The 19,466-nt window shown below is 70.4% G+C and carries 22 protein-coding genes; 15 read left to right on the top strand and 7 right to left on the bottom strand.

Features of this window, described 5'->3' with window-relative positions:
* The first annotated feature begins 61 nt into the window (after positions 1-61).
* The 5 genes from ACFQW8_RS06570 to ACFQW8_RS06550 all read left to right on the top strand — a co-directional run bounded on the left by ACFQW8_RS06570 (position 62) and on the right by ACFQW8_RS06550 (position 3,699).
* Positions 62-706, top strand: coding sequence for a fasciclin domain-containing protein (locus ACFQW8_RS06570; RefSeq protein ID WP_380086174.1), 645 nt, complete (start codon positions 62-64; stop codon positions 704-706).
* Positions 707-726: 20 nt separating this feature from the next.
* Positions 727-1,539 (top strand): DUF4397 domain-containing protein, encoded by an 813-nt coding sequence (locus ACFQW8_RS06565; RefSeq protein ID WP_380086173.1) that lies wholly within the window; start codon positions 727-729, stop codon positions 1,537-1,539.
* Positions 1,540-1,729: 190 nt separating this feature from the next.
* Positions 1,730-2,302, top strand: coding sequence for a class F sortase (locus ACFQW8_RS06560; protein WP_380086172.1), 573 nt, complete (start codon positions 1,730-1,732; stop codon positions 2,300-2,302).
* A 30-nt stretch (positions 2,303-2,332) separates the two neighbouring features.
* Positions 2,333-2,890, top strand: a complete 558-nt coding sequence (locus ACFQW8_RS06555; RefSeq protein WP_380086171.1) for an RNA polymerase sigma factor — start codon at positions 2,333-2,335, stop codon at positions 2,888-2,890.
* Positions 2,887-3,699 carry an anti-sigma factor gene (locus tag ACFQW8_RS06550; RefSeq protein WP_380086170.1) on the top strand — a complete coding sequence of 271 codons (813 nt, stop codon included), beginning with the start codon at positions 2,887-2,889 and terminating at the stop codon, positions 3,697-3,699. Before ACFQW8_RS06555 ends, ACFQW8_RS06550 begins: the two co-directional genes overlap by 4 nt.
* A 5-nt stretch (positions 3,700-3,704) precedes the next feature.
* On the opposite strand, the gene ACFQW8_RS06545 is transcribed toward ACFQW8_RS06550, so the two are convergent.
* Together ACFQW8_RS06545 and ACFQW8_RS06540 are read right to left on the bottom strand one after the other, a co-directional pair.
* Complete coding sequence (locus tag ACFQW8_RS06545) at positions 3,705-4,115, bottom strand: SAM-dependent methyltransferase (RefSeq protein ID WP_380086169.1); 411 nt, start codon at positions 4,113-4,115, stop codon at positions 3,705-3,707.
* 3 nt (positions 4,116-4,118) lie between these two features.
* Positions 4,119-4,922, bottom strand: a complete 804-nt coding sequence (locus tag ACFQW8_RS06540; protein ID WP_380086168.1) for a PIG-L family deacetylase — start codon at positions 4,920-4,922, stop codon at positions 4,119-4,121.
* Between the two features lie 193 nt (positions 4,923-5,115).
* On the opposite strand from ACFQW8_RS06540, the gene ACFQW8_RS06535 reads away from it, so the two are divergent.
* From ACFQW8_RS06535 to ACFQW8_RS06520, 4 genes are all read left to right on the top strand, one after another.
* Positions 5,116-6,564 carry a zinc-dependent metalloprotease family protein gene (locus tag ACFQW8_RS06535; RefSeq protein WP_380086167.1) on the top strand — a complete coding sequence of 483 codons (1,449 nt, stop codon included), beginning with the start codon at positions 5,116-5,118 and terminating at the stop codon, positions 6,562-6,564.
* Positions 6,565-6,661: 97 nt separating this feature from the next.
* The gene (locus ACFQW8_RS06530; protein WP_380086166.1) at positions 6,662-8,044 is read left to right on the top strand and encodes an FAD-binding oxidoreductase; all 1,383 of its coding nucleotides are present in this window, start codon (positions 6,662-6,664) and stop codon (positions 8,042-8,044) included.
* Between the two features lie 104 nt (positions 8,045-8,148).
* A complete protein-coding gene (locus ACFQW8_RS06525) occupies positions 8,149-8,412 on the top strand; it encodes a DUF6458 family protein (protein ID WP_380086165.1) in 264 nt (87 codons plus the stop codon).
* 302 nt (positions 8,413-8,714) lie between these two features.
* Positions 8,715-9,341, top strand: coding sequence for a hemerythrin domain-containing protein (locus ACFQW8_RS06520; RefSeq protein WP_380088608.1), 627 nt, complete (start codon positions 8,715-8,717; stop codon positions 9,339-9,341).
* Positions 9,342-9,587: 246 nt separating this feature from the next.
* Here ACFQW8_RS06520 and ACFQW8_RS06515 read toward each other — a convergent pair whose 3' ends face one another.
* Entirely contained in the window at positions 9,588-10,265 is a 678-nt protein-coding gene (locus ACFQW8_RS06515; RefSeq protein WP_380086164.1) for a response regulator, read from the bottom strand.
* Positions 10,262-11,356 carry a sensor histidine kinase gene (locus ACFQW8_RS06510; RefSeq protein ID WP_380086163.1) on the bottom strand — a complete coding sequence of 365 codons (1,095 nt, stop codon included), beginning with the start codon at positions 11,354-11,356 and terminating at the stop codon, positions 10,262-10,264. Before ACFQW8_RS06510 ends, ACFQW8_RS06515 begins: the two co-directional genes overlap by 4 nt.
* Before the next feature lie 156 nt (positions 11,357-11,512).
* Here ACFQW8_RS06510 and ACFQW8_RS06505 point away from each other — a divergent pair, with 156 nt between their 5' ends.
* Entirely contained in the window at positions 11,513-12,094 is a 582-nt protein-coding gene (locus tag ACFQW8_RS06505; RefSeq protein ID WP_380086162.1) for a hypothetical protein, read from the top strand.
* A 6-nt stretch (positions 12,095-12,100) separates the two neighbouring features.
* On the opposite strand, the gene ACFQW8_RS06500 is transcribed toward ACFQW8_RS06505, so the two are convergent.
* Positions 12,101-13,972, bottom strand: coding sequence for an acyl-CoA dehydrogenase (locus tag ACFQW8_RS06500; protein WP_380086161.1), 1,872 nt, complete (start codon positions 13,970-13,972; stop codon positions 12,101-12,103).
* Positions 13,973-14,149: 177 nt separating this feature from the next.
* Here ACFQW8_RS06500 and ACFQW8_RS06495 point away from each other — a divergent pair, with 177 nt between their 5' ends.
* The 3 genes from ACFQW8_RS06495 to ACFQW8_RS06485 all read left to right on the top strand — a co-directional run bounded on the left by ACFQW8_RS06495 (position 14,150) and on the right by ACFQW8_RS06485 (position 17,169).
* Positions 14,150-14,722, top strand: a complete 573-nt coding sequence (locus tag ACFQW8_RS06495) for a hypothetical protein (protein ID WP_380086160.1) — start codon at positions 14,150-14,152, stop codon at positions 14,720-14,722.
* Positions 14,723-14,914: 192 nt separating this feature from the next.
* On the top strand, positions 14,915-15,850 hold the full coding sequence (locus ACFQW8_RS06490; protein WP_380086159.1) for a serine/threonine-protein kinase: 936 nt from the start codon (positions 14,915-14,917) through the stop codon (positions 15,848-15,850).
* A 77-nt stretch (positions 15,851-15,927) separates the two neighbouring features.
* Entirely contained in the window at positions 15,928-17,169 is a 1,242-nt protein-coding gene (locus ACFQW8_RS06485) for an NAD(P)/FAD-dependent oxidoreductase (protein WP_380086158.1), read from the top strand.
* A 24-nt stretch (positions 17,170-17,193) separates the two neighbouring features.
* Here the strand turns inward: ACFQW8_RS06485 and ACFQW8_RS06480 are convergent, their stop codons facing one another.
* Positions 17,194-17,604 (bottom strand): hypothetical protein, encoded by a 411-nt coding sequence (locus tag ACFQW8_RS06480; RefSeq protein ID WP_380086157.1) that lies wholly within the window; start codon positions 17,602-17,604, stop codon positions 17,194-17,196.
* A 106-nt stretch (positions 17,605-17,710) separates the two neighbouring features.
* Between ACFQW8_RS06480 and ACFQW8_RS06475 the strand changes: the two genes are divergently transcribed.
* Both ACFQW8_RS06475 and ACFQW8_RS06470 read left to right on the top strand, forming a co-directional pair.
* The gene (locus ACFQW8_RS06475) at positions 17,711-18,046 is read left to right on the top strand and encodes a TfoX/Sxy family protein (RefSeq protein ID WP_380086156.1); all 336 of its coding nucleotides are present in this window, start codon (positions 17,711-17,713) and stop codon (positions 18,044-18,046) included.
* Positions 18,047-18,161: 115 nt separating this feature from the next.
* Positions 18,162-18,413 (top strand): GlsB/YeaQ/YmgE family stress response membrane protein, encoded by a 252-nt coding sequence (locus tag ACFQW8_RS06470; RefSeq protein ID WP_380086155.1) that lies wholly within the window; start codon positions 18,162-18,164, stop codon positions 18,411-18,413.
* A gap of 36 nt (positions 18,414-18,449) precedes the next feature.
* On the opposite strand, the gene ACFQW8_RS06465 is transcribed toward ACFQW8_RS06470, so the two are convergent.
* On the bottom strand, positions 18,450-19,346 hold the full coding sequence (locus tag ACFQW8_RS06465) for an LLM class flavin-dependent oxidoreductase (protein WP_380086154.1): 897 nt from the start codon (positions 19,344-19,346) through the stop codon (positions 18,450-18,452).
* Between the last annotated feature and the right edge of the window lie 120 nt (positions 19,347-19,466).

Genomic DNA, 19,466 nt, shown 5'->3' with positions numbered 1-19,466 from the left:
GGGTGAGCGAGAAGTAGTGGTGGGACGCATCCAGCGCCCACGACGAAAGGGATCGCCACCGATGACAACTCGCAGGTACATCTCAGCCCTGGCTGCGGCCGGCCTGTCCACCCTGTTCATGGCTTCGTCCGCCGCGGCGACACCGACCGGCTCGACCGCGACCGGCACCAGGAGCCTCGCTGCCGTCCTCACCGCAGACGGCAACCAGTTCGACCGGAACTGGTACGACTACGACATCACCACGGAGGCCGTCCTGGCCGTCCTGGCGAACAAGCCGGACAGCCCGGTGGGTCTGCTCACCGATGGCTCGGTCGCACTGACGGCGTTCATCCCCAACGACCGGGCCTTCCAAGCGCTCGTCGCTGATCTCGCCGGATCACGACTGTCCTCCGAGAAGGCGGTCTTCGACGCGGTTGCTGGTCTGGGCATCGACACGGTCGAGACGGTCCTGCTCTACCACGTCATTCCCGGGGCCACCCTCACCTCCAAGCAGGCCGCCGCCGCCAACGGGACGACCCTGACGACCGCGCAGGGCGGGACCATCGGCGTCCGCGTCTACAGCCGCTGGCTGCCGGTCATCGAGCTGCGGGACAAGGACGGCGACGACCGCAACCCGTTCCTCAACCCCTTCGCGCTGAACATCAACAAGGGCAACGCGCAGATCGCCCACGGCATCACCGCAGTCCTTCGCCCCGTCAACCTCTGATCCCGGAACTGGAGAAAATCATGAGATACACACGACAGCTCGCCATCATGGCCGTCACGACAGGGATCGCCGCGGCTCTGAGCGCTCCCGCGCACGCGGCGGATGCACGCGTCTCGATCCTGCACGCCGTCCCAGGCGCCACGGTCGACGTCTATGCGAACGGGGACGCGATCCTCGAGGACTTCAAGCCGGGCACGCTCACCGACCCGCTGACCCTGCCGGAGGGCTCCTACGACCTCAAGGTCACAGCGGCCGGAGCCGGACCGGACGGTGCCGCCGTCATCGAGGCCAACGACGTCGCCGTCCCGGGTGGGGCCAACGTCACGGTGGTCGCACACCTCAGTGCGAGCGGGACACCGGCTCTCACGCCCTTCGTCAACGACACCGCTCCCACGAAGGCAGGTCAGGCGCGGATCACGGTCCGGCACACCGCCGCTGCGCCGGCGGTGGACGTTCGTGCCGACGGTGAGGTGGCGTTCGTCAACCTGACCAACCCCAAGGAGGACAAGGCCGACCTCGCTGCCGGCTCCGTGGCTGCCGATGTCGTGCTCGCCGGGACGGACACCGTGGCGATCGGTCCGGCCGACGTCGATCTCAAGGAAGGGACGAACACCATCGTCTATGCCTGGGGCTCCGCCGCTGACGACAACCTCGAGCTGGCCGTCCAGACCATCACCGGGCTGCACAGCGCTCCGGCAGGCGTTCCCAGCGGATCCGGCGGTCAGGCATCGGACAGCTCGTGGATGTCGTTCGGCATCCCGGGTGCCGCGGCACTTCTCGTCGCGGGTGCCGCCCTCGCCCTGACCCGCCGCCGCGAGGAAGTGCGCGCCTGAGGTGATCCTGCCCGTCAGCTCCGGACGAGGGAGAGCGGTCATCGTCATCGGGAGTGCGCTTCTCGCAGCAGCCCTCGCGTACGGCGGCCAAGCCACCCTGTCCTCTCCGAGGATCACCGACCCTGCCGACTCTGCGGCGGCTCTCGAGCCGTCGCCGGAGTCGGCAGGGTCGACGGTCACGTCCCCTCCCGTGACTCCCTCCCCGTCGACGTCGGCCGTGGTGCGACCCTCACCGCGCGGCCCGAGCCCGACCCCGAGCCCGAGCCCGGTCGTCACGTCGTCACCCAAGGCGGGGGCCTCCCGTCCGCCCGGCAGGGTCTCGACGGCGTCGTTCCGGGTCGAGATCCCGGAGATCGACGCCGTGCTTCCGGTCGTGCCCGTCGGCGTGGCCGAGGACGGCCAGATGGCCCTTCCGGATGACCCGAGCACGGCGGGGTGGTACCGGTTCGGACCGGGTCCCAAGGACGACAGCGGGGCAGCCGTCATCTCGGCCCACGTCGACTCACGCGACGAGGTCGGCCCGCTCGCGCGGCTGAACCGGCTGGATCGAGGAGACCGGATCGTGGTGACGGTCGATGGCACCGGGGTCGACTATGTCGTCGAGCGGGTTGACCAGTACGCCAAGACGGCCCTGGACGTGGACGCGCTCTTCTCCCGCACCGGACCTGCGCGCCTGCATCTCGTCTCCTGCGGTGGCGAGTGGGACCCGAGCGCGAGGCACTACGAGGACAACGTCGTCGCTGTCGCCAGGCGTGCATCGTGATCGGCGGTGTCCCCTATCGTGGTGCCGGTGGTGAGTGATGCACGAGTCTCGGGCGGCGACTCCGAGCTCATGCAGCGTGTCAGCGACAACGACCGCGACGCGCTCGCGGAGGTCTACCAGCGATTCGGTGGGCTCGTCCACACCATCGCGCTGCGTTCGGTCGGCGAGCATCACGACGCCGAGGACATCACCCAGCAGGTCTTCCTCGCGCTCTGGAGGAGCCGGGGGCGGCTCGACACGTCGACCGGTTCGCTCGCCGGCTGGCTGGCCACGGTGACGAGGCGTCGCTGCGCCGACCACCACGAGGCTCGCGCCCGCAATGCCCGCCACGAGCAGATGCTGGCGGCCCAGGGGCCGGAACGGCCGCGAGCGCCCGACCCGGAGGACGCTGCCGAACGCGTGCTCCTCGCGCACGAGCTGGCCGCCCTCGGGGACCCGCGGGCCACGATCATCCGGATGGCGATCATCGAAGATCGCCGACAACAGGACATCGCCGAAGCACTCGACCTCCCTCTGGGAACTGTGAAGAGCCACATCCGCCGCGGGCTCCTTGACCTGCGATCCCGCCTCAAGGAGGTGACGCCATGAGAATCGCCCGCAGCCCGTCCGATGGCCACATCGCCGACGATCGCCTCGTCGACCTGGCGCTGGACGCCACGGCGTCCGGCCCGGAGGACGCCCACCTCGGCTCGTGCTCCCTCTGCGCCGACTTCCTGGCCTCACTGGTACGCACCGTCGCCGTCACACGTGAGGCGGCGCAGGTGGAGATCGTGCCGCCGCGTCGAGACCTCTGGGCGAGCATCGACGCCGAGGTACTGCAAGAGGGCCAGCCAGACGTTGGTGTCGGTGTGCGGGCCGACCGCGTGGCACCTCGCAATGCCGCGCCCAGGCCCAGCTCCACTCGGGCAGCCTCGCGTGGTGACGATGTGGTCGCAACCCCACGCAGGCGACCGGCTCTGGCCTGGCTCGCCGCCGCTTGCGCGGCCGGCGTCCTGCTGGGTGTGGGAGGGTCCGTCGTCGCCGAGCGATTCAGCAAGGACGAGCCCGTGCCGACGACGACGGTCGCCACAGCCCAGCTGGACACCCTCGACACAAGGCAGTGGCTCGGTTCGGCGGCCGTGGTCGAGAGGGGTGGGGGAGTCAACCTCGAGGTGACCGCGCAGGTCCGTGACCCGGGCGATGGCTACATCGAGGTGTGGCTCCTCAACCGCGACGGCAAGCGCATGGTGTCCGTCGGAGTCCTGGGCTGGCCGGGGGAACCCGGATCGTTCTCCATCTCTCGCAGGCTCCTCGACGAGGGCTATGTCGTCGTCGACATCTCACGGGAGCAGTTCGACGACCGGCCCCAGCACTCGGGAGAGAGCATCGTGCGAGGAACTTTGACGACGCCCGGCTGACGGGTCTACGAGCGGGTCGAGGTCGTGGGGTCGATGAGGATCGGGGCGCCCTCGACGAGCATCGCCCGCAGGCTGGCGAGGGCGTCGTCTCGACGCTGCGGGTGGCGACCGTCCAGGACGCCGACGCGGCACGCAAAGGCGAGGTCGTAGGGCGCTTCGCCCGGCTCCAGCCGGGCGTCCTCGACGGCGACCTGCCTGACCTCGAGCACGCCGGCCGCGATCTCGTCGGCGCACGCGCGGCGGGTGAGCTCGACACCCTTCGGGGAGCGGTCGACCACGAGGACGAAGCCCTCGCCGATCCGGCGAGTCACCTCACGAGCGGCCGCGCCCGGAGCGCCGCCGACCTCGAGCACGCGCATCCCCGGCCTGAGCTCCAGTGCGTCGACAGCGTCGCGCAGACGCGGTGACAGCGCCACCCGTCAGGCCTCGAGGTCGGCGAAGGGCCACCCGTCGACCATGCCCGGCTCGCGGCCCGGCTCGATGTAGAACTCGGTGCCGAACCACGCCAGGAAGGTGTCGGGCGGCAGCTGCAGCATCATGCCGACGTCGCTCACCTGGCTCGCGTGCGACGCGAGTGCCGCCCGCTTGGAGTCGATGTCGGACGACACGTCGACGTGCCAGTGGATCTGGGCCTCGGGAGTGCCGATCGGCTCGCCGTCCTCCATCGGCTGGTCGGGATCGAACGCTCCCTCCTCACCGGCGGCCTGGGCTGCCTCCCACCCCGCGCGCATGGCGTCACGGTTCATCGTCGTCTCGAGCAGGCGCGGTCGCTGCGCCGCCAGGTCCGCCGCCCGGTGGCCGACGTGGTGCACCTTGACGTGGTCGGGGTGGCCGTAGCCGCCGTGCCAGTCGTAGGTCACGAGGACGTCGGCGTCCTCCTCGTCGAGCACCTGGACGAGCCGGCCCGCGGCCTCGTCGAGGTCGGCGCTGTGGAAGGACTGCTCATGAGCGTTCTGCTCCCAGCCGTGCATCCCTGAGTCCTGGTAGCCGAGCCACACGATGCGCTCGGTGCCGGTGACGCGCGCCGAGGCCTCCGCCTCGGCCCGACGGAACTCCGCGAGGGTCGTGCCCTCCGGTAGGTCCTCCGGGGCGGAGCCGTGCTCGCCGCCCGTGCCGTAGACGACGACGACGCGGTGGCCCTCACGGGAGAGCCGGGTCATCGAGCCGGAGGTCGAGGAGGCCTCGTCGTCGGGGTGGGCATGGAGGAAGACGATCGTGGCCATGGAACCATCCTGCCCGCCGGCACCGACAGCGCCGAACCGGCCCCAGGAGGCCTCCGGGCTGCGGTCGAATTCCCACGGACCCGAGTAAAAGTCTGGTCAGGAAATGCCCCGGACCCTAGCGCCGGGACGTCGGCGTCGCCCACCCTTCGGAGGGGCCATCTCCCTCAACCCCTGTCCGAGAGGCGACACCAACATGTCGAGAACCAGCCTTGCAGTCATCGTCGGCGCCAGTGCCGCACTCGTCCTTCCTGCCGCCGGCGCCGTGGCTGTGCCGGGCGCAGTCGACCCGGTGCCGGGCCAGCGGGGTGTCGCCGCCCTCGTCGACCGGCCGATGCCCGGTGCCCAGGCTGGGCGCGTCTTCGCCGGACGGCTCGACGAGCTGGCCCGCCACAACGGGATGCGGACCGCCGAGCTGCGCGAGGTCCTGACCAAGGACCGCACCGCCTGGGTGGACCAGGACGCACGGCTCTACTACGTGGAGCCGATGAGCCCGGAGATGCAGGCCCGGGCAACGGCCGGTGACAAGGCGAACGCCAAGAAGCCGCCCCAGCCGCCGCAGCCTCCCACAGGGGCCGGCCCGGTCGCACCGGCGCTGTCCAGCCTGCCGGGCGCGAGCAAGGTCATCTACATCGACTTCAACGGTCACACGATCTCCGGCACGGCGTGGAACGCCGGTGGTGGACCTGCCTCGGTCAACGTCACGCCCTATGACACCGACGGTTCCCCCTCGACGTTCAGCGCTGCCGAGAACGCCGTCATCACCGAGACCTGGCAGCGGATCGCGGAGGACTACGCGCCCTTCAACGTCAACGTCACCACGGTCGACCCGGGCGCCGACGCCATCAACCGGTCGAGCACGGCCGACGCCAACTACGGCTCGCGTCTGCTCATCGACCCGACGTCCTGGTACCAAGCGGGGTGCGGCTGTGGCGGCGTGGCCTACGTCGGGGTCTTCGACTCGGCCAACAACGGCTACAACCAGCCGGCGCTCGTCTTCACCCAGGGCGTCGGCAACGGGGCCAAGAACATCGCCGAGGCCGGCAGCCACGAGGTCGGCCACAACCTCGGTCTGAGCCACGACGGCACCGCCACGGTCGGCTACTACACCGGGCACGGCGCCTGGGCCCCGATCATGGGCGTCGGCTACAGCAAGGCCATCTCACAGTGGAGCAAGGGCGAGTACGCCAACGCCAACCAGCACCAGGACGACATCGTCGTCATGGGCCAGAACGGTGCGGCGGTCAAAGCCGCCGACCATGGCACCACGACCGCGACCGCGACTGCGATCACGCCCGGGACGACCGCCACGGGTGTCACGACGACGGCCGCTGACGTCGACCACTTCCGGGTGCAGCTCGCCGCGGGATCACACACCTTCACGGCCTCGCCCGCCGCGGTCGGCGCCAACGTCGACGTCGAGCTGACGGTCCTCGACAGTGCCGGTGCAGAGCTGGGGAGGTGGAACCCGGCCTCGGGGCAGACCTCGGCCAGCACGGCGACCGGGCTCGGTGCGACGGGCACGCTCACCCTCGCAGCAGGCACGTACTACGTGCGCGTCGACGGTTCCGGCTTCGCCGACCCGTTGACCACCGGCTACACCGACTACGGCAGCATCGGCGCGTTCAGCGTCCGGGTCGACTGACACCAGTCCGTCGCCGTCCACCCGGAAGCGGGGTCCTCTCCTTCGAGAGGGCCCCGCTTCGTCGTGCGGTGTGGCGACCCCTTCCTAGGATGGGTGGATGAGTGATCGCAGCGCTGCCGTCGCCGAGCTCGTCGCCTCCCTGCCGGAGGGGGTGGTGGCGACGGCGCCCGAGGCGCTGGAGAAGTACCGCCAGGACTGGGCGAGGGACCCGGACGCCGGTATGCCGTGTGCCACCGTTCGCGCCGAGACGGCCGAACACGTGCAGCTCGCCGTCCGCTGGGCGGCGAGTCACGGCATACCCGTCGTTCCACGGGGGGCGGGCAGTGGCCTGAGCGGCGGGGCCTCCGCGATCGAGGGTGGGCTGGTCGTGAGCCTCGAGCGGATGACCGCCATCGAGATCGACCCGGCTGCGCGCTGCGCCGTCGTCGAGCCTGGCGCCTTCAACGCCGCCGTCAAGAAGGCCGCCGCCGAGCACGGTCTCTGGTACCCACCGGACCCGAGCTCGTTCGAGATCTGCTCCATCGGCGGCAACGTCGCGACCAACGCGGGCGGTCTGTGCTGCGTGAAGTACGGCGTGACGACCGACTACGTCCTCGGGCTCGACGTCGTCCTCGCCGACGGGCGCCTGGTCGCGTTGGGAGGCAAGCGGATCAAGGACGTCGCGGGTCTCTCGCTGCTCAAGCTCTTCGTCGGCAGCGAGGGCACGTTGGGCATCGTCACCCGAGCGACGCTGCGCCTCGTGCCTGCGCAGCTCGCACCCTCGACGCTCGTCGCGACCTTCGACTCGGTGCGCGCCGCCGCGGAGGCGGTCGTCGCCATGGGCCGGGTCGTGCGAGCCTCGATGGTGGAGCTCATGGACAAGCCCACGGTCAACCAGGTCGAGGACTTCGCGCCGATGGGTCTGGACCGGGAGCGTGCCCTGCTGCTCGTGCAGTCCGACGCGCCCGAGGGAGCCCGCGCCGCCGAGATGGCGGTCATCGAGCAGGCCTGCGTCGACGCCGGCGCCGCCGAGGTGTTCGTGACGCACGACCCGGTCGAGGGCGAGTCGTTCGTGCGTGCCCGACGGCTGGCATTCCCTGCTGCGGAGGCTGCCGGTTCCCTGCTCCTGGAGGACGTCGGGGTCGAGGTGCCGCTCCTGCCCGACCTCGTCGCAGCCGTGGAGCAGATCGGCGTCGACCGGGGCGTCGACATCGTCGTCGTCGCCCATGCCGGCGACGGCAACACGCACCCGATCGTCATGTACGACGCTGCCGACGCCGACTCGACGACCCGGGCCCGGGCAGCGTTCGAGGAGATCCTGACAGCGGCCATCGAGCTCGGCGGCACGATCACCGGTGAGCACGGTGTCGGGCGCCTCAAGCGGGACGCGCTGCCGGCGATGCTCGGCCCCGACGTCATGGAGCTCAACCACCGCATCAAGGACGCCCTCGACCCCGACGGCATCCTCAACCCCGGGGCGGTCCTCGTCCCCCTGCGCTGAACCGGAAAATGAGCCCTGCCGCAAATCCGCAGGTCAGGGAGACTTGGGGCTTAGAATTGAGCAGATCCGGGCCTCAGCCCCGGACCCGGCCACAAGGAGTGACCATGTACATCGGACTCGGAATCGTCCTGTTGGTACTCGGTGCCATCTTCGCCTTCGACGTCATCACCGTGGACATCCCAGGCATCGACCAAGGTGCCCTCGGCTGGATCCTGCTCGCTGCGGGTCTTCTCGCCATCCTGCTCTCGCTCGCCATGCGCAGCCGCACCCGCCCGACCGGCTTCACGACGACCCGCTCCTCGCAGGTCGACCCGGCCTCGGGTTCGCGGGTCGAAGAGACCCACGTGGATCCGGACCGCCGCATCTGAGGCGAGCCACACGGCATACCCGCGAGACCCCGGTGACCGCACGGTCACCGGGGTCTCGCGCGTCCTGCGGCCACCCGAGGGGGAGTGCTCCCCATCGACAGACGTGCTGGGCGCTGGAAGGGTTGGCACCAGAGCGGATCGGGGGATCCGCGAAGCTCGAACAGGGAAGAGTCGAGCGACAGCACGGGGCGCCCACCCTGGGAGGGGAGAGTGGGCGCCCCGCCGCTGTCCCCCTGGCGCCGCGACTTCTCGAACCCCGACCACATGTCGACGTCGAGGTCTACCGTCGAAGGGTGGCCGAGATGAACATGAACGTCATCATTCACACCGCGGTGCGCCGTGACCTGACCCGCTTCGAGTCCGCCCTGCGGAGCTTCCCGGACGGGAGCGGTGCCCGAGCCCAGCAGCTGCGTCGCGCCTGGGCCACTCTCGACCGGCAGCTCCACCATCATCATGAGTCCGAGGACGCCTACGTGTGGCCCTATCTGCGGGGGTTGGGGGTCGCCGACCCCGCGCTGCTCGACTCCATGGAGAGCGAGCACCGGGCGATGGCTGATGGTCTGGGCGCGGTGGCGGACGCCCTCGATGCCCTGGTCGCTGATCCGAGCAGGGCCCGCGCCATCGCTGCCGCCGACACCGTCGCCGAGACTGCCCGGGTCACCAACACCCACCTGGTCCACGAGGAGCAGGACGTCATGCCCATCATCATCGAGCGGGAGCACACTCCCGAGTGGAAGACGGTCGAGAAGCAGCTCCGCAAGGGTGGCCCCGTGATGGCGGGTGAGCTGTTTGCGTGGCTGGAGGACGGCGGCGACCCTGTGGCGCTCGCGTCCCTGCGCGCGACCGTGCCAGCGCCGGTGCGACTCGTCCTGAGTCGCTTCGTCGGTCGGGCCTACCACCGCGAGGTCGCGCCCGTCTGGAGGGTCTGAGGACGGACTCGGGCCCGGTGGGTCAGTTGCGGAAGGCTCGACCGAGCACGGTACCGAGGGAGATCGTGCCCCCGTCGAGGTCTCGCCCATGTTGACGGCCAGGTCGAAGCCCAGCGTCGTGATCGTGGACCAGGCCGGGGCGTCGACCGTGCCGGCTCCCGCCATGGCTTCGGCGTTCAGTGCGGCGAAGCGTCGGCCTGGGTGAGAGCGTCACCGGCTGCCGGATGGGCACGAGAGGACTTCATGTCAGGGAGGGGTGCGGCCGTTGGCTGTCGGCGAGCCATTCGGTCCGTGGCCAGCGCGGTAGGCCAGCACCACAGCCTGGAGCCGGTCCCGCACGCCGAGCTTGGTGAGGATCCGCGCGACGTGGGTCTTCACCGTGCCCTCCCCGATGTAGAGCCGCGCCCCAACCTCCGCGTTGGAGCAGCCTTCGGCCATGAGGGTCAACACCTCGCGTTCGCGCTCGGTCAGCGTGGCGAGCTGTCCGGTGTGCGGCGGGTCAGGGCGCCGCGCGAGCTCGTTGACGATGCGCCGGGTCACCGACGGCGCGAGCACCGCGTCCCCGGCTGCGGCCGCACGGATCGCGTCCACGAGCCGGGCGGCTGGTGCGTCCTTGAGGAGGTAGCCGCTCGCGCCGGCGCGAAGGGCTGCATGGACGAGGTCGTCGTGGTCGAAGGTGGTGAGCACGACGATGCGCGTGGGTGAGCCTGCGCTCGCGAGGCGGCTCGCCACCTCGAGCCCGTCAAGGCCGGGCATGCGGATGTCGAGCAGCACGACGTCCGGAGTGGTGTCGGCCAGCATCGTCAGGGCAGAGGTTCCATCGGCCGCCTCACCCACCACGTCAAGGTCGGGCTCGGTCCCCAGGATCATCCGCAGGCCCGAGCGCACCAGCTCCTCGTCGTCGACGAGCGCGACCCGGATCACGCCCGCACCAACGGCATGCGTGCCCTGACCTCGAAGCCGCCGTCATCCCGGGACCCGGCCTTGAGGCTGCCGCCGTACAGCGCGACGCGCTGACGCATGCCGACCAGTCCCCGTCCGGTGCCTCCGTCGTTGCCTCCCCGGCCATCGCCGCCCCGACCGTCGTCGACCACCGTCACCTCGACCGCGTCATCCTCGTACAGGACCGTGAGGACGACCTTCGCTCCCGGACCGGCGTGCTTGAGGGCGTTGGTGAGGCCCTCTTGGGCGATCCGGTATGCCGCGAGGTCCACACCCGCCGGGATGTGTGCGTGCGACCCCCGCACCGTGAGGTCGACGGACAGTCCCGCCGCGCGGACGTCGGCGACGAGCTCGCTGAGCCTGGCGAGGGAGGGCGGTGGGTCGACCGAGGCGGAGTCGTCGTTCTCGAGCAGGCCGAGCAACCGGCGCAGCTCCGCGAGACCTTCTCGGCTGAGCCGCTCGACCGAGGCGAGCGCCGTCCGCGCAGCTTCGGGGTCCCGGCTCAGCACCCTCTGGCCCGCCTGGGCCTGGACGACGGTCACGGCGAGGCTGTGCGCGACGAGGTCATGCAGCTCGCGCGCGATGCGGTCCCGCTCGCCGGCTGCGGCGCGGTCGACGAGCTCCTGCGTCTCCTCCTGCCGGGTGCGGACCCAGTGGCCGAGACCGACGAGCAGCGCGAGGATCACCCAGGCGGGCACCACCTCGTCCAGCGGTGCACCAGAACGCAGTCGGGGCAGATCGGCGGCCAGAGCGGCTGCGTAGATCCCGACGACACCGAGCAGCAGCGCCGGGCCGCTGGCGTAGCGCCCCAGGCCGTAGGCCGCGACCAGCACGGCGAACCACGCCCCGCCGCCGCCACCGCCGAGGGCGAGGTCCGTCGATGCCGCGCCCACGACGACGAGCACCACCGCGACGGGACGGCGGGGGAGGAGCAGGAGGGGAAGGGTCATGGCGACCGCGAGCATGACTCGCATCCAGCGACCATCTGCGCCGGCCCGCCAGGCGGTGGCGACACCGAGGGCCACCAGCGCGAGCACCAGCGCCACGAAGGCGATGCGCACGAGCCGCGTCATCTCTCGAGACTAGGGCTCCTGCGTGCCCGTGACATCTGTCCTGAGAGAGATGCCCAAGGTCTGTCCCGAGCCGGACGACGCAGGCGCCTCCGCTGCCTAGCGTCGAGGGACCGGACGTCGGACCGCCGCCGTCCACGACCTGTCGAGGAGACAGCCATGAGTTCCCTCATCCGTTCAACCGTCGCGGCCCTGCTCCTTGCCGGGCCGGTGGCCATCCAGCTCGTGGCGCCGCAGCTCGGCGAGTCCCGCGCCGGGAACGTCCTCTTTGCCGTCTCCCAGGTCCTTGGTTGGTTGCTTCTGGCGACGGTGTGCCGAGCGCTCGCGCCCGCCCTCCCCGGTCGCGCCGGACGTGTCGGCCGGCGGCTCCTCGTCGCAGGCACCCTGTCCGAGGTCGCTTTCGCCCTCGCCTACGGGACGCTCGTCCTCGTCGGCGCCGACGAAGGCTCGGCGTTCCTGCTCTTCGCGCTCGGCTTCCTGCTCCTCACGGTGGGTGGCATCACGTCGGGCGTCGTCGCCATAAGGCGCGGCTGGAAGGCCCTCGGGGTCTCGCTCGCCGGGGTCGTCGTCCTGGGCCTGCTCGCGAACGTCGTTGGCGACACGTGGTGGCACGACCTCTTCCTCCTCACGCACTACGTGGGATGGGTCGTCGTCGGACGGTTCGTGCCGTCGGTCCCGGCAGAACGCGGTATGCCGTCCGCGCAAGGTGCGCGGACGGCATACCGGACGGTTCGAGGGTGACTCGGATCAGAAGGCCGACTCCGGCACGTCCATGAGCTCGTTGTCGGTGGCCTCGGCCATGGTGCGCTCGGCGGCGAGGCGCGGGAGGACCTGGCGGGCGAAGAACTGCGCGGCCGCGACCTTGCCGGTGTAGAAGTCGCGGTCCTTCTCGCTGACCTCACCCTCGAGGGCCTTGAGCGCGACGTCGGCCTGGCGCAGGAGCAGCCAGCCGACGACGAGGTCGCCGGCACCGAGGAGGAGGCGGGTGGTGTTCTGCCCGACCTTGTAGAGGTTGGTGATGTCACCCTGCTGGCGCGGGTCCGACTTCATCAGCTCGCCGACCATGTAGCCGAGGATGCCCTGGACGTTCTCGAGGCCCTCGCCGAGGAGCTCGCGCTCGCGGTCGAGCCTGCCGCCGTGGCCGCCAAGGTCCTTGGCGAACTCCTGGATCTGCATCGACAGCGTGGTCAGGGCCTGGGCCTTGTCCTTGATGATCTTGCGGAAGAAGAAGTCGAGGCCCTGGATCGCGGTCGTGCCCTCGTAGAGGGTGTCGATCTTGGCGTCGCGGACGTACTGCTCGACCGGGTAGTCCTGGAGGAAGCCGGAGCCGCCGAACGTCTGGAGCGACTCGGTGCCCAGCAGCACCCAGGCGCGCTCGGACCCGAGGCCCTTGACGATGGGCAGGAGCAGGTCGTTGACGCGGTTGGCCTGCTCGGCGGGTGAGCCGTGCTCGAGCTCCTCGGCGCCGGTGCGGAGCTGCTCGGTGTCGACGATGTCCTGCTGGGCGGCCGTGTAGAGGACGAGTGCGCGCAGGCCCTCGGCGTAGGCCTTCTGCAGCATGAGGCTGCGGCGCACGTCCGGGTGGTGCGTGATCGTCACGCGCGGGGCGGACTTGTCGGTCTGCTGCGTGAGGTCGGCACCCTGGACGCGCTCCTTGGCGTACTCGAGCGCATTGAGGTAGCCGGTCGACAGGGTCGCGATCGCCTTGGTGCCGACGAGCATGCGGGCGTTCTCGATGACGCGGAACATCTGGGCGATGCCGTCGTGCACGTCGCCCAGAAGCGTTCCGGTGGCGGGCTTCTCGCCGCCGAAGGTGAGCTCGCAGGTCGTGGAGACCTTGAGGCCCATCTTCTTCTCCACGTTGGTGACGTAGACGCCGTTGCGCTCGCCGAGCTCGCCGGTCTCGAGGTCGACGGCGTACTTGGTGAGGATGAAGAGCGACAGGCCCTTGGTGCCGGGGCCCGCGCCCTCGGGACGGGCAAGGACGAAGTGGACGACGTTGTCGACCATGTCGGACTCGGCACTGGTGATGAAGCGCTTCACACCGGTGACGTCCCAGGTGCCGTCCTCGTTCTGCGTGGCCCTGGTGCGGCCGGCGCCGACGTCGGATCCCGCGTCGGGCTCGGTGAGCACCATCGTGCAGTGCCAGTCCTTCTCGACGATCCAGCGGGCGAGCTTCTTCTGCTCGTCGTTGCCGAGGATGTGGAGGAGCTTGGCGAATCCGTAGGACGCGTTGAACATGAGCAGGGCCGGGTTCGCGCCGAGGACGAGCTCGTTCATGGCCCAGCGCAGGCTCGGCGGGGCGACGGTGCCGTCGAGCTCGGCGGGCAGGTCGATGCCCCAGAAGCCGCTGTCGCGATAGGCCTTGTAGGACTTCTTGAACGACTCCGGCATCGTCACGGCCTGCGACTCCGGGTCATAGACCGGCGGGTTGCGGTCGGAGTCCTGGAACGACTCGGCGATCTCGTTCTCGGCCAGGCGGGTCAGCTCCTTGAGCATCTCGCGCGCGGTGTCGGTGTCGAGGTCCTCGTAGGGGCCGTGACCCAGGACGGCGTCGCGACCGAGCACCTCGAAGAGGTTGAACTCGATGTCGCGCAGGTTGCTCTTGTAGTGGCCCATGCGTCCATGGTGCTACCCGCGAGTAGGGCCGGGCAAGGCCGTGGTCGGCTTTGTGACTAAGCGCACGCTTAGTGGGCTGCGTCACGGGTCGCGGGCTGACGGCATACGGGCAATGCAGGGGTATGCCGTGTGTGCCGGTCGTGGAGACCGGCACGGCGGTGTGGTTCGCTGAGTCCCATGCCTGCCGACCGTCCCGAGACCGACACCCCGACCGACGCCGACACCCCCAGCGAGGGTTCGGGCTCCGTCGTCGCGGAGGCGACCCGGGCGATCGAGCGGCAGCAGCTCTGGGTGGCCCGTGACCTGCTGGCCGCCCACGTCCGCGAGGGGCGTGACCTGGAGGCCCTGCGGCTGCTCGGCGAGGTCCACCACGGCATGGGTGACCTGCCCGCCGCCGGGGCGGCGTGGTTCGGCGCCGGCGTCAGGGGGCCCGAGGTCGAGGCGGCCGTCGCTGCGTGGCGCGAGGCGCACGGTGACGACTTCGGCGCGATGTGGCGCTCGTTGCCGCGCTCGGTCCGGCAGGAGCCACGCTCCAAGAAGGTCGAGGCACTCCGGGACAAGGCGCTCGAGGCGCGGCAGGCCGCCGGTGAGTCGAGTGACCCGGCCGGCAGCTCGGCGTCGGGGGACACCGCCTCGGGTGGCGGCATCGACGCGGCCCAGGTCATCGCCTGGGTGATCGCCGCGCTCGTCGTGGTGTGCGCCATCGTCGGGCTGGTGCAGATCCTGCGCTGGATGGTCCCCGGCAGCTGAGAGGCGCAGCAGGGGGCTGCTCATGCGTCGTGCTCTGACGCCCGCTGCAGACCTGCGACCTGCGACAATGGTCTCCAGTCATCCCTCCGCTCTGGAGGGGTCGCAACCGCTCAGGACCCTCGTGACCACTGTCTGCCCCTGCCACCCGACGCCCGGCGCACCTCGCGCCATGGTCGCCCCGGCTCCCCGCTCATGAACTACGTGTCCGGGCTGCTCCTGACCGAGCGATACCGCCTCGAGGAGCTCATCGCCGAGGGCGGGATGGGTCAGATCTGGCGCGCCCTGGACGAGAGGTTGAAACGGCCCGTCGCCGTCAAGGTCCTGCGTCCCGGCACCAGCAGCGACGAGGCCTTCGTCGAGAGGTTCCGCGTCGAAGCAGTGAACTCCGCCGCCCTCCAGCACCCCAACATCGTCACCGTGCACGACTTCGGCGAGGGAGAGCAGTCGGCGTTCCTCGTCATGGAGCTGATCGAGGGCAGGCCGCTGTCGTCGGTCATCGCCGAGCGGGGTCCCCTGCCCGCCGAGGACGTCACGGAGATCCTCCACCAGACCGCGTTGGCCCTTCATGCTGCTCATGAGGCCGGTGTCGTCCATCGTGACGTCAAACCGGCGAACATCGTGGTCGACGACGACGGCTACGCGCGGCTGACGGACTTCGGCATCTCCAAGGCGATGTCGGGCTCTGCCCTGACCCAGACCGGCGAGATGCTGGGCACGGCCCACTACCTCGCCCCAGAGCAGGTGCAGGGCCGTCCTGCCACACCTGCCTGCGACATCTATGCGCTGGCGGTCGTCGGGTTCGAGATGATCACCGGCACCCGTCCGTTCGCCGGCGAGTCCATGGTCACCACTGCGCTCGCGCACGTGGGTCAGCCCGCCCCGGAGCTGCCGGCAACCGTGCCCGAGCCCCTGCGCACGACCGTCCTGGCTGGTCTGGCCAAGCTGCCCGAGCAGCGCCCGGCGGACGCCGCGGCCTTTGCGGAGGCCCTGCGCCTGCCGGCAGGGACGGCACCGGCCCACCTGGTCGAGGGGGCACTGAGCGCCGTCAGCCCCGTGGTGGCCGGGCTCTCGGGCGGGATGTTCACCCCCTACCCCCCGGCGCGGCTCGACACGGCCTCGCAGGCCTGATCACCGTCCCGGCTCCCGCTGGCCGCCGGTGTGGAGACGGTGCGGCACGGCATACGCCGGCTTTGAAAGGGTGAGGCGTGAGCACGATCGTCATCGGTGGCGGGATCATCGGCCTGACCACTGCGTACCACCTCGCTCGCGAGGGGGAGTCGGTGTCGGTCGTGGATGCCCGGAGCCCGGGCCTGGGTGCGTCGGACGTCAACGCCGGGTGGGTGGTCCCGGCGGTGAGCGGACCCGTGCCGGCCCCGGGCATGGTCCTCGCGTCGATGAGATGGATGCTCCGGCGGGACGGCCCGCTGTCGATCCGGCCCTCCCTGCACCCTGAGTTCGTGCGCTTCATGCTGGGCATGTGGCGGCACTCGAACGCGCGGGACCACCGGCGGGGGTTCGAGGCACACCTGCGGTTGGCTGATGGCAGCATGGCGATGCTCGACGAGTACCGCGCCGACGGCATGGACTTCGAGATGCACAAGGGCGGGCTGCTGCTCGCGTTCCTCGACGAAGCGCACCTCGAGCACTACGCCGACGACCTCGAGCTGGTGGCCGGGTACGGCATCGAGTCACGGGTCCTCCTCGGCGACGCCGTGCGTGAGCAGGAGCCGCTGCTGGCGGACCGGGTTCGCGGTGGCATCCACTTCCCGCACGAGCGGTATCTCGACCCGGGTGCGCTGGTCGCGGCGCTCCGGCTCCGCCTCGACGCACTGGGTGTGGAGGTCGTCGAGGGCGCGCCCATCGACGACGTGGTGCTGCGCGGTGACCGGGTGACGGCCGTCGTCTCGCGTGGGCGACGGTTCTCGGCGGACAACGTCGTGCTGGCTGCCGGCGCCTGGACCGGGGTGCTCTCGCGGCTGTTCCGTGAGCCACTTCCGGTGCGGTCGGGCAAGGGCTACTCCGTGGACGTGGCGCCGATGCCGCTGCGCAGCGCCGTCAGCCTGTCCGAGGCAAAGGTGGCCGTGACGCCGCTCGACGGGCGACTGCGGCTGGCCGGCACGATGGAGTTCGGCGGGCTCAACGAGGTCGTGGACGAGGTGCGGGTCGACGCGATCCGCAAGGGGCCGGCGGCGTACTTCCGCGACTGGTCGGTGGTGGGCTCCGGCTCGAGCGCCCCTCAGGCCGGGATGCGGCCCATGACGCCGGACGGCCTGCCGATCATCGGACGCCTCGGTCGGCTCGTGAACGCCTACGTCGCCACCGGGCACGGGATGCTCGGCGTGACGCTGGCGCCGGGCACGGCCGCCGCCCTCACCGAGCTCATCCTTCGCGGTGTCTCGGCGCCGGTCCTCGAGCCCTTCGCGGCCAGCCGCTTCCGCCGGCGTTGAGCTCTGACGCCTCGCTGACCTGACTCATCCAACCGTGGGCTGGGAGCCACCAGCGCGGTGGGTGCGGGCGGGACGGCGCGCGGAGCGCGCGAAGAGCCAGGCCGCAACGGCGAACAGGCCGGCATACATCGTGGTGAGCATGACCATGTCGGACGCGGAGGCACCCGGGTTGCGGTGCTCGCCCATCGCGAACGCCACGACGGTGCAGACCACCATGGTGGCCGCGGTGGCGAGCATGGCCACGGCCATCGGCTGCGGTCGCAACCTCGCGACGACGATGCCGATCGCGAAGACCGCGATGACAGCGAGATAGATCCGGTCGGCATCGCCGTCACCGATGATCCCGAGGGCACCGATGCCGAGGAGGAGGAACAGGACGGTCCCGAACGCGACGGCGAGGGGGAGGGCGCGGGAGGTGCTGAGGAGGCGGCTCATGCGTCTGACGGTAGGGCGGGGTGCGGCATGACCGTGTCAGGGACTGGTGAAGGTTCTGTGCAGGATCGCGGGCGTGGTCTCGAGCGCCCGGCCTAGGCTGGCTCTCGTGGCCTATGACGAGGAGCTCGCGCACCGGATCCGCGGCGTCCTGTCGGACGAGCGCGGGCTCACCGAGCGTGTGATGTTCGGCGGGCTGGGGTTCATGCTCGACGGGCACATGGCAGTGGCTGCGGGCAGCAGGGGATCGCTCATGGTTCGGGTGGATCCCGATGGGGCCGAGGCGCTCGTCGATGGTGAGTCGGTCGACCACATGGAGATGGGTGGCCGCAGTCTGCGTGGGTGGCTGCTGGTCGAGTCGCCGGCCACAGTGGATGACGACGCTCTGGCTCAGTGGGTGGGCCGCGGCGTGGCGTTCGTGCGTGCCCTACCGCCGAAGGAGTAGGTCCGCCCTGGCCCAGTTGGCTTCGGTCCGGTGTCGCTGCCGGATGTGGGCCGGCGCGGGGCGGTGCCGTTAATCTGTGGGTGTTCTGAGCGCGCCTCGTGAGAAGGAGAACACCATGATCGGTTTCATCGTCGCAGGCTTGGTCATCGGCGTCCTGGCCCGGTTGATCAAGCCGGGCAAGCAGCGCCTCGGCCTCGTGATGACGCTCCTGCTCGGCCTCGCAGGTTCGGTCATCGGTGGGTTGCTCGCGAACCTCCTGGGCACGGGCGACATCTTCGAGCTCAACGTCCTGGGCTTCATCGCGGCCGTGATCGCCGCAGTGCTGCTGATCGGTGTGGCGGAGAGCCTGTCCAGCCGCCGGACGTGAGCAGCTGAAGAGGCAGGCGACACCTCGCATGGACCTTCAGCCCTGGAGATCAGCCAGCGACTCCGCCACCACATCGATCGACTCGGCTGTGATCGGGTCGAGGACCAGCTGGACGTGTGTCGCGCCGGCCTGTGACAGCCCTTGCACGTGGTCGCAGAGGTGGTCGGGCGTGACCGTCCTGACCTTCGCGTCGTAGGCGTCACCCATCAGCCGGCCCTTCGCGCCGGGGAGGGTGACCAGAACGGCAGCGGTTGCCTCGACGTGCCGCCCGTTCGGCATCACAGCATCGACCTTCGACTTCTCCTCCGCGAAGCGCTCCACCGAGTTGTCGTACTGGCTCCACCAGACGTTCCAGGAGTCCACGACCGCCAACCCGATGCCCAGCATCCGAGGGCCGGTGGAGCCGAGCATGATCGGCGGGCCGCCCTCCCTCACGGGACGCGGGTCGAGCACGCAGTCCTCGACGTCGTAGAACTCGCCATGGAAGGTGGTGCGCCCTGTCCGCAGCAGCGGGACGATGATCGCCAGCGCCTCCGCGAAGCGTGAGACGCGCCGGTCATAGGGGAAGCCGAACGCGTCGTACTCCCGTCGGTTCCAGCCTGCGCCGAGCCCGACGATGAGCCGCCCCTGGGAGATCGCGTCCACGGTCGCGGCCTGCTTGGCCAGCATCGCCGGGGAGTGAAAGCTGGTCGAGGCGACGAGCGGCCCGAGCTCCACTCGCTCGGTCACCGCCGCGATGGCCGCGAGCGTCGTCCAGGCCTCGTACGGCCCCCGCGTCACCCCATTGGGCAAGTCGTAGAGCAGGTGGTCACCCACCCACACCGAGTCGTAGCCGGACGCCTCGACCCGTCGCGCCAGATCCAGGTACTCGGGCCACGGGAGGAACCGTTCCACCTCCGGCAGCTGGACACCGACCTTGCACACCCGCGTCATGGGGTTGACCCTAGGGACTGGCTGGCCGGACTGCCAGACCGAACCAGACCCAGAGCGCGAGGCGAGGAGGGTCCCTGGCACCAGCGTCACGCCACCGGGTCACGTTCCTCGGACATCCGC

Source organism: Knoellia altitudinis, from assembly GCF_042666355.1.
GTDB classification, from domain to species: domain Bacteria; phylum Actinomycetota; class Actinomycetes; order Actinomycetales; family Dermatophilaceae; genus Knoellia; species Knoellia altitudinis.
This window is presented reverse-complemented; position numbering and strand designations above follow the sequence as displayed.